The sequence below is a fragment of the Okeania sp. SIO2F5 genome (genome assembly GCF_010692685.1).
Classification (GTDB): domain Bacteria; phylum Cyanobacteriota; class Cyanobacteriia; order Cyanobacteriales; family Microcoleaceae; genus Okeania; species Okeania hirsuta.
The window spans coordinates 23,191-33,448 of sequence record NZ_JAAHGU010000072.1 but is presented as its reverse complement, the minus strand read 5'-3'; the positions used below and the strand labels follow the sequence as shown (position 1 = coordinate 33,448).

6 protein-coding genes are annotated in these 10,258 nt (G+C 36.3%); 3 read left to right on the top strand and 3 right to left on the bottom strand.

Translation table 11 applies throughout. The features are described from left to right. Window positions 1-598 precede the first annotated feature (598 nt). The 3 genes from F6K27_RS20475 to F6K27_RS20465 all read left to right on the top strand — a co-directional run bounded on the left by F6K27_RS20475 (window position 599) and on the right by F6K27_RS20465 (window position 4,786). Window positions 599-1,864: a sensor histidine kinase gene (locus F6K27_RS20475; protein ID WP_287278122.1), complete on the top strand. Its 1,266-nt coding sequence runs from the start codon at window positions 599-601 to the stop codon at window positions 1,862-1,864. A gap of 241 nt (window positions 1,865-2,105) precedes the next feature. Next, window positions 2,106-4,379: an ATP-binding protein gene (locus F6K27_RS20470; protein WP_287278120.1), complete on the top strand. Its 2,274-nt coding sequence runs from the start codon at window positions 2,106-2,108 to the stop codon at window positions 4,377-4,379. Window positions 4,380-4,531: 152 nt separating this feature from the next. Continuing rightward, window positions 4,532-4,786 (top strand): hypothetical protein, encoded by a 255-nt coding sequence (locus tag F6K27_RS20465; RefSeq protein WP_287284593.1) that lies wholly within the window; start codon window positions 4,532-4,534, stop codon window positions 4,784-4,786. A 157-nt stretch (window positions 4,787-4,943) separates the two neighbouring features. On the opposite strand, the gene F6K27_RS20460 is transcribed toward F6K27_RS20465, so the two are convergent. The 3 genes from F6K27_RS20460 to F6K27_RS20450 all read right to left on the bottom strand — a co-directional run bounded on the left by F6K27_RS20460 (window position 4,944) and on the right by F6K27_RS20450 (window position 10,132). Then, window positions 4,944-7,544 (bottom strand): M1 family metallopeptidase, encoded by a 2,601-nt coding sequence (locus F6K27_RS20460; protein WP_287278116.1) that lies wholly within the window; start codon window positions 7,542-7,544, stop codon window positions 4,944-4,946. A gap of 330 nt (window positions 7,545-7,874) precedes the next feature. Continuing rightward, window positions 7,875-9,041, bottom strand: coding sequence for a hormogonium polysaccharide biosynthesis glycosyltransferase HpsO (gene hpsO, locus F6K27_RS20455; RefSeq protein ID WP_287278115.1), 1,167 nt, complete (start codon window positions 9,039-9,041; stop codon window positions 7,875-7,877). Between the two features lie 158 nt (window positions 9,042-9,199). Continuing rightward, window positions 9,200-10,132 carry an Rpn family recombination-promoting nuclease/putative transposase gene (locus F6K27_RS20450; RefSeq protein ID WP_124142875.1) on the bottom strand — a complete coding sequence of 311 codons (933 nt, stop codon included), beginning with the start codon at window positions 10,130-10,132 and terminating at the stop codon, window positions 9,200-9,202. Window positions 10,133-10,258 lie beyond the last annotated feature (126 nt).

Below are 10,258 nucleotides of genomic sequence, written 5' to 3'. Positions count from 1 at the left end.
AAAAATTGCTTTAATGAATAAATAATCAACCTACTGTGTGGGGTGTGGTGCGATCGCACCACACCTCCATCTATTCTCAATAATGCTTCTCTTTTAGTTGAAGTATTATTCAGCTTATTCGATGAGTCCATCTCTATATATAGCTTTCAGCTACCTTGTCACCCCGTGAGGTTTTTCATATCTGTTGATAGTCTAAATTTTTTGCATCCTTTCCTTGACTGTATCTTCAACTATTTAGTCTAAATTCCAGTTAATTAGAATATTATCTGTTTTTTAAATAATCATAATATTTCAAATTTTTACTCTAATTTAGGAATAATTTAATCACCTAAAAACAGACTTTTACCTGCCAAATAATCTTCAACTTTGCCATTGCTATTAAATATTGATTTCATCATGCAAGATACTATTATTAAAAATATAAATAGGCGATAAATATCTTTCAATCTGCACTAACAAATAGAAAATATTTTTAATTAATAATTTCCTATTCTTTAGGATATCATAAATAATAATGATTGAACTCTACTATATAACTTAATTCTAATGTTGTTTTGTCAGGAGTGCAATAATTATTGAAAATAGGAAGAAAAATGTTATGTTAATAAATAAAGATTCTGCACTTATATTAATTGTGGATGACAACCCTACTAACTTATCGGTACTCTCAGAAACCCTAGGTGCTGCTGGATTGAGTTTTCGAGTAGCAATGGATGGAGAAACTGCTTTGGCCTTAGTTGAACGGAATAGACCTGAATTGATTTTACTAGATGTGCAAATGCCTGGAATAGATGGGTTTGAAACCTGTCGTCGGCTCAAAGCAAATCCTGTAACCAAATCCATTCCTATTATTTTTACCACTGCCCTTGCTGATATAGAAAGCAAAACAAAAGGATTTTCTCTTGGTGCCGTTGATTATATTCCCAAGCCGTTTGACCAGGCTGAGGTTTTAGCTCGACTGCGGGTACACCTTCAATTAAAGCGCTTGACAGAATCCTTAGAAAAACAGGTGAGCGATCGCACAGCCGCCTTACAAAAAGCCCAAGTGCAACTGGTGCAGCAAGAAAAACTTTCTGGCCTTGGTGAAATGGTGTGTGGAATTGGCCATGAACTTAATAATCCGATTAACTTTATTGCCAATAATCTTCAGCCACTGCGAAAGCATATAGCTGAAGTGACTGAAATTATCAATCTATATCAGCAGGAGTATCCCATACCCTCACTACAGTTAAAGGAAGCTATTGAGGATTTGGATCTAGAATTTGCCTTAGAAGATATAGCCAAAATTTTAAACTCTTTTACATTAGGTGTCGAAAGGATAAAAAACATCTCAAACTCACTCCGTACCTTTTCTCGTTCAGATAGTGAAACTAAAGTTTTGGCAGATTTACATGAATGCTTGGATAGTACACTGATAATTTTGCAACATCGTCTCAAAGGTAATGTCGATCGCCTCCAAATCGAAATTATTCAGTCTTATGGCTCATTGCCTTCAGTGCTGTGTTATCCAGGACAAATGAATCAGGTATTTATGAATATCATAGCTAATGCAATTGATGCCATAGATGAAGCAACTATCCAGGGCAAAATGGGCGCTCGAGTTCCCAAAATTAAGATTACAACTCAAATAAATTCCGATCGACAAATCGTTATCCAAATTGCAGATAACGGAATTGGCATTCCAAAATCCATTAAACAACGTTTGTTTGAGGCCATGTTTACTACAAAACCTGTTGGGAAAGGCACAGGTCTAGGACTGGCGATCGCCGAGCAAATCGTTGTAGAAAAGCACAATGGCACACTCACATTGGATTCCCAATTTGGACAAGGAACAATATTTACAATCAAAATTCCGATGATGTGAAGAAGGAAGAAGGAAGGAGGAAGAAGGAAGAAGGAAGGAGGAATAAGTAGATGGGGACTCAAATCCCAACCAATTGTAAACACCGTGTAGATGACGGGGTATTGTACCCAAAAGAAAAAGATAATATCCAAGCAAACAGGGATGTAAAACTAACTATGACAACTGGTAACTGATAACTGATAACTGATAACTGAAATGGCTTCTTATGTATAGTAAATTTGCTTTTCTTAAACTTCACTTTATGTCCATCAAAAGTAAAATTATTTCTGGCTATGCTATTGCCCTAAGTGTAGCATTTGCAGGAACTGCATTAGGTTTTGCGATTGGTAACTACTATCAAAACAAGGCACAACAAGAACAACAGATAGCCTCCTACGAAAACCGACTTCTGAGCGCCCTGCAACTTGATGTTCTCTACAACCGCCCAGCTAAACAACTTGCTCCTTACCTTCAAGACCCTGAAGCTTTTCGTCGAGAGAGTGGTGCTTTGCTCAAACGACTGCAAAATATTCAGGATTTGCTCGCTAAACACAATAATTCTGGAAAACCAGCAACCCTCAAAGATTTGCAAGCTTTTTTAGAAGACTATGCAGTAACTGTTGAGGAGTTTAGGGAGCGTGTAATTACCTTTACAAAAACAGTACAACCCCTGACCCAGAAACTTGAGGGTTTAGAAACTGCTGAACAACTCTTGATAAATTTAGTTAAAAGTCCAGAATTTGTTGCTTTTATTGAAGCTCCCGATATGATGGGAGAGTTTTATCAGCTCACAATTCAAAGAGAAATAGATGCCGAGCAAGCCTTAAATAATGCCCAACTTCTACGAAATCAAATCATTGTTTTTAGCTTTGGCCTTTCAGGAGGGGTGGCTCTGATTCTAGCTTTATATACCAGTCATGCAATCGCCAAGCCACTGCAAACAGTTACAGATGTTGCTCAATTAGTTACTCGTGATTCTAACTTCAATCTGCAAGTACCAGTTCAAACTAATGATGAAGTAGGTGTATTAGCAACATCCCTAAATCAACTGATCTGCCGTGTCAAACAGTTAATGACCGAAGAACAAGCTTACATCTGGCAATTGGAACAAGCGAAAGAAACTGCTAATGCAGCCAACCAAGCCAAAAGTGAATTTCTTGCCAATATGAGCCATGAACTCCGCACCCCCCTCAATGGTATCCTTGGCTATGCTCAAATCCTTCAGTATTCTGAAACCATGAGTGAGGAAGAAAACAAAGGTCTTGATATTATCAAACAATGTGGTCTTCACTTACTGAAATTAATCAATGATATTCTCGACCTCTCCAAAATTGAAGCCGGCAAACTCGACCTCTTGGCAAGCGAGTTTCATTTTCCCTCTTTTCTCCAAGGAGTGGTGGAAATATGTCGCATTCGAGCCGAACAAAAAGGCATAAATTTTTACTACTCCCCCGATAAAAATTTACCTATAGGCATTTGCGCTGACGAAAAACGACTACAGCAGGTATTGATCAATCTCCTGAGCAATGGGATTAAATTTACCGATATTGGTAGCGTTACCTTTAGCGTCACCGCACAAAAATTGTCAGACCAATATCGCCTCAACTTTGAAGTTAAAGATACAGGAGTAGGTATGACCCCAGAACAACAAGAGAAAATATTCCTGCCATTTGAACAGGTGGGTGACTGCAAAAAACAGACAGAAGGCACAGGTTTGGGGTTAGCCATTAGTCAAAAGATTGTCAAACTCATGGGTAGTCAACTGGAAGTAAAGAGTGAAGTAGGTAAAGGCAGTACTTTCTGGTTTGATGTGGAAGTTCCAGAAGCAAAAGAATGGGCAGTGGCTTCGAGAACTGTGAAGCAGGGAACTATATTGGGTTATCAAGGTAAAAAATGTCGTGTCTTAGTTGTTGATGACCGTTCGGAAAATCGCTCGGTGGTGGTGATCTTGCTAGAAATGCTTGGCTTTGAAATGAGTGAAGCGAAAAATGGAAAGGAAGCTCTAGAAAAAATGATGGTATCTCTGCCGGATGTGGTGATTACTGATTTAATGATGCCAGTAATGAATGGTTATGAATTACTTAAATATATCCGCAGTTCGGAAAAGTTGAAGGATGTAGTGGCGATCGCTTCTTCTGCTAGTGTGTTTGAAAGTAATCAACAAGAGGCAATTGATAACGGAGCTGATGTATTTTTGCCCAAACCTATACAGACTGACAGATTATTAGAAATTTTACAGCAGTGTCTTGACTTAGAGTGGGTTTATGAGCAAAAGACCGCAGCATCAGCTCAGGTGACTGAGGTTAGAAAAAGTGAAGAAATTGTTTCTCCAGCTATGGAAGTCTTACAAGAATTACTCACTTTAGTAGAAGATGGCGATATTCAAGGTATTGTGGAAGTTGCTGAACAGCTTCTAGAATCGGATGTTACTTTAACTCCTTTTGCCCAAGAAATTTTGCAATTGGCGAATAGTTTCCAACTTAAACGGTTGAAAACTTTCATTAAAGAGTATCTTGATTCGGCGTTGCTGAACTAATGGATGAATCTTTGCAGAAAAAGTAACCCATCTTTATACTTCCTGTTTTTCTCAAACAAGAATTCCAATGCGCACTCTATGTAAGGTCCCCTACACTCCCCACACTCCTTGCAATACGCAAATATGCAACGCCTAATTCTGATGATGGGTGAATGGTTGTAGGTAGTGTGTTGATCTTTTCTCCGTCCTCAATACACCGAAATAAATTATTAGAATCACAAACCTTCCTTAACCTATTAGCTATTGTCGTAAAAGTAGTCTTATATCAAGTTTCATTAATTAGCCATAATAAATTAGCTATCTTTAGTCATCTAAAGATGACTTCTGCTTTGATCCAAGAAATTTATTTCTTGGCGGATGATATGGTTCGCCAAGCCAAGGATTTAAATCCTTGGCTAATAGTTTAAGTCATCTTAAGATGACTCTTGAGGAGTATGCCATCTTTTTTATCTTTTTATATTGTGGTTAATCAGTAGAACTTGATATGACAAGAACAATGCTTGAGACCCATATTTTCCTCAGACTTTTCACCTACCACCTAATACCTACCACCTACAACCTTCTTTATTCTTTAACCTTAGCCTCCAAATTTTCCAAGCGACTTTTCAATTCCTGATTTTCCTTTTTAATTTTATCAAATTCCTGACGTAACTGCTTCAAAGCCTTATCAGAACCAATATTTTTCTGAACTCTCTGTACCGCTTCCTCAGCTCGACGACGTACTCGACCATCAGCAGTCTGATCGGCTATACTCTGCAAAATTGCAATTGCTTGATTAGTTTCCATTTGCGACAATGCAGCTACTACAGACATCTGAGTTAAGAAAAATGTTTCCCGTGATAACTCTGTCAGTCGTTGCAAAATACGTTCCAAATTAACAGGAGACTGAGCAGTAGAAATTGTTCCTAGAGAACGAATAGCACTTAAACGTAGCGTCTGCGGTACACCAATAACAGTATATTTCAGAATCTGATTCAAAGCAGTTTCAGAAGTCTTCATCTTACTCAACGCTGATATAGCACCAGAACGCACTACCTCATTCCACCCTCGTTTTTCTGCCAACACCCACTTCAACAATTTAATTACCTTTTCCTCAGTTGGCTTTTGATCGGAGTTAGCATTGGCAGCACCAATATCTCCAATTCCAGACACAGCAGCAGCTTCTACATAATAACTAGCATCGCCATTTTTCACTATAGATTTTAGTTGCTGATAACTTTTATTGGTTTTTATTTGTGTTAGTGCTTCCACCACAGCACGACGCACGCGAGCATCTTCGTCGTTTAAACCTGTAACCAAACTATCAAAGACCTGGTCTAGTTGAATTTTTGCCAGTTGCTTCACTACTTCAACACGCACGCCCCAAAAAGATTCCTCTATCAGCGCTTTTGATAATACTTTCACAACTTCTAAACCACCCTTTTTCACCAACGCCTCGGCAGCATAAATACGAGATATAGGGTCTGGATCGAATTCTAACTGTGCTTTTAACTCCGCCAATGGATATACCAATTTCACTGTTTTGAGATAGTTATTACCAACATCAAAGCTGATAAATTTTGGTTTTTCTGCCAGGGGAAAATAAAAGGTTTGTTCCTGCTCATGTATTCGCACAGTAAAGGTTGTCAATTCTGGCTTTTCTTCTTTGAGATAACCAAAAGCAATAGGAATTTTTAGGTCAAATAATTCTTTGCTTGAATCCCCATTTTTATCGTTGTTTACCAGAGTTTGTTTAACTGTTACTTTAGCTAATTTACTATCACCATCCCAAGCATAATTAACCTGATAATCAGGATGACCGCCCCGAAAAACATATTGGTCAAATAAGAATAGTAAATTCCGTCCTGTGGCCTGTTCAATTGCTCTTAATAAATCGATAGTTTCCACCGTTTGATGAGCATTATTTTTCACAAAAGTATGAATAGCTTTTGTAAATAATTCACCTCCTAATTCGGTTTTAATCATGTGATAAACACAAGCAGCTTTTTCATAAAGATGACGGTCATAAAGTTCTATTGCTTCCCGATAAATATTAGTAACAATCGGACGACGATAGCGAGACTTATCCTCAGCAATATAACTTCGAGCTTCTTTCAATCGATAATAAGCAGCATCATCTTGACCATACTCATGCTTTGTCCATAATACTTCTGAGTAGGTAGCCATTCCTTCTTTAATCCAGGCATGAGACCAATGTTTAATGACTATTAAATCGCCAAACCATTGATGGGCAAGTTCGTGAGCAACTAAACTTTCAGAATTACGATTATCTAAAGCTGCTCTTTCATCTAGTAAACATCTATCTGTCAGTAAAGTTGTAGAGGTATTTTCCATCCCTCCAAAAATAAATTCATTAACGCAAACTTGAGCATATTTAGGATAGGGATATTTATAGCCAAATTCTTGACTAAAAAATTCTATCATTTGGGGAGTTTTGCCCATAGTTCGTAGAGCATCATCTTGACGTTTTTTTTCTACATAATAAGTAACGGGAATACCATTCCATTCATCTTGAATTTCGACAAATTTACCCACTGCTAAGGTCATTAAATATGTAGGATGAACTTGTTTTTGCATCCAATGATAAGTTTTGTTATCTTCACTTTCTTCGGTGTTAATAAGTTCACCATTGGAGATAGCAATAAATTTATGGGATACTTTGACACGAATTTCTGATGTCGATAGTTGACCGGGGTAGTCGAAACAGGGAAACCAGTAACGAGAGTCTTCGTCTTCGCCTTGAGTCCAGACTTGGGTGGGTTTGTTTGGATAATGTTTGTCAGGAGTGATGAAATAGATCCCTCGTTGAGGGTTGTTGGCCGCGTAGGCGATCGCTACTTTTATTTGTTTACCTGCTTCAGTCGTTGGTTGTAGATAAATCTGTAATTCTTCGCCGTCATAGTCAAAAGTTTGTTCAGTGTCGTTAACTTTTATAGATTTAATTTCTAATTCAACTGCATCAAGAGTTAATTTATCAATCCCACTCCGTACAGGGTTTAAACTAATGATACAATTGCCATGAAAACTGTGATTAGGAATGTCGAGTTCTAGATCGAGGAAAATATGTTCTACTTTGCCTGGACTATCAGGGTTATAATGGGGTTTAGCACCTGGTAATTCAAAAGATTTGGAATTATTTTCAGAATCAAAGTAAATATTGGACATTCGATGTGATTTATTGATATGTATTGGACAAAAATCTAGTATATCTGTTAGTCGTAGCCCTGACAGCAATACCTAGATTATTGTAAAATACCATTATACAATTATCCTACAGCTTAATCCTGGGATTGATACGAATTTAATATTCTCAAAATTTGTATTCAGTAATACATACAGCAGATTCCACTAGGGGTGAGGTACACCCATAGCAGGCAAGATGTTATGGCGGGCAAGATGCTATGGCGGGCAAGATGCCCGCACTAGGAATATTTAATTGTTAATAGTAGTCTACCAAAATGAAAACCGCTGTATAATATAGCGCTATCAAAAAAACTATACTAACTCCTGATAAAAATTAAATAACTGTCTGGCTAAAGCTTGATTTGTATACTGATTCATTGCTTTTTCATAACCCTTTTTCCCTAATTCCTCAGTTAATTCTTTTTGCTCCATCAACTGCATTAAACAACTTCTCAATTCCTCAACATTTCCCTCTGGAAATACCAAACCAGCATCCCCAATTACATAAGGAATTTCTCCAGAATCAGAACCTATTACAGGCACTTGACAAGCCATTGCTTCAATTAAAACATGACCAAATTGCTCTTTCCAACCCACAGAAGTTAAAGTTTTAAACTTATAAGTAGTTTCTGATGGCAATACTAAAGTATTCATCAGATTAATATATTTTTGTACATGGTCGTGGGGAACACTTTCTACTAAAATTAGCCTCTCTTTAATTCCTAATTTTGCTGCTTTTTCTAATAAAGTTGATTGTAATTCACCCCTTCCTAATAATAACCATTTCCAAGGTTTTTCTTGTAAACCTCCCAAGGCTTCAGTTAATGTGAGTAAGCCCTTTTCCTCAACAAAACGACCTACAAAACCCACCACAAAATCATCAGTTTTAATTCCCAAACTATCTTTTAATTCTGGTTGTGTTTCTGGTTTAAACAAACTTTCATCTACTCCCAATTGAGGCATGACTTTAATCGGCCCTTTGTAGCCTCGTTCTCTTAAAATATCTTCTCCATCTTTATTTCCAGCAACAATTCCATCAGTATTTTTGAGATTATAAGATTCTAATAAAGAAATGGGAAACTTGAGAGTATAAGGTAAATTCCACCAAGTAAAAAATAGATTTTTAGCTTTGAGTCCTAAAAGTTTATTAAAAGTAATAAATTGAGCATAAGTTAAAGCTTTAGAACCCTGTTCTACTTGAATAATATCGGGCTTGAATTTTCTTAGTAAACTAATTAAGTCAGGACCAAAAGTCAGTAAAGCTTGATTATTTTCGCTGTAATTAGAAATAGGTACTACTTGAAAAGAACCTTCATCAATAAATTGGGTTTCAACTATTTGACTTTGTACTCCTTTTGGATTCCAACGTTTAGGAACAACAACCATAACTTCAATACCCGGTTCAAGTTGAGCTAAAGCGCGTAATTTTTCCCGGTTTAAATCAACAATATAGGTGTGGCTCGCTACTAATATTTTCATGGTTATTATTGGGTGATTTAGTATTTATGAAGGAGTATTTGTTAGAAGTTTTCAGAAAAAAATTGAAGTCAGCAGTATTATTTTTACTTTCTCTTAGTATGACTTAAATATTGATTTTTTATCAAAAAAATAGTTTCCCTATTTATTACCTATTTGTGTCACTCTTCATCTCTGACTTGCTCTAACCAAGCTACTAAATCAGATATATTTTTGAACTCTAACATTACCTGACTTAATTCTTCTAATTCCCTATTTGATAATTGATTAAAGCGTTCTTTTATATTGGAATCAATTGTTCCTAATAAACGCTCTATTAAATTTATAATTAATTCCCTTTTCCCTTCTTCACGACCTTCTATTTTCCCTTCTTCACGACCTTCTTCTTTACTAAAAGCAATTGCCCCTTTCCGGTCAAGAAGAAATTGCTCTTGCTTTTCCAATTGTTGCAATTCATCTATAGTTAAATTAGCCTCATTAGCAATAGTAAAAGCTTGACTAATTTCAGGAACTACTTCCATTGATTCCGGTACGACCTCCAAACTATTAGTATGTTTCATAAAGTAGAGCCATTTATCTGTAATATTTTCTAAATTTGCCAATTTTTTCTTAAATTTAGGTAACTCCACAAAAAATAGTTCTATATCGCTGTCTGGATAAACAAAAGAATTCTCCCATTCTTTAAATGCAAAGCGTGTAATAATTTTTTCACTCTCCTTAAACATCGTAAAATCAGCAATAGTTAAAGAAATTACTGGTTTTAGACCTGTATAAACTTTACCTCGCTGGAGTTGATTAACATAAACTTTTGCAGCATAATAAATAACTCGTTTATTAAAACCTTCGATATTTAAAACCTGCATTTCAATAATCACTGTAGAGCCATTATCAAGTTTAGCCCTCACATCTAAATATGAATCTTTGAGAATGGCTACTGACCCAGGTTCATAGGTATCAATAAATTCTAAGTCACGGATAGTATTCTGACCTTCATAAAGTAGTGCATTGAGAAAACTAATTATAATATCTTTACTCTGTGCAGAACTAAAGATTTTTTTGAAGGCATAATCTGTTTTAGGATCGATAAATTTCATAATAAATAGCGTGTTAATTCTTGATTTTTTTACTTCAACCTATGGACTGATGTTGCATACAAAGTCTCTACTTATTTCTAATTTTTAACTTTCTTTAAAGACATCTCCAAAAATCAACAGTAAAAT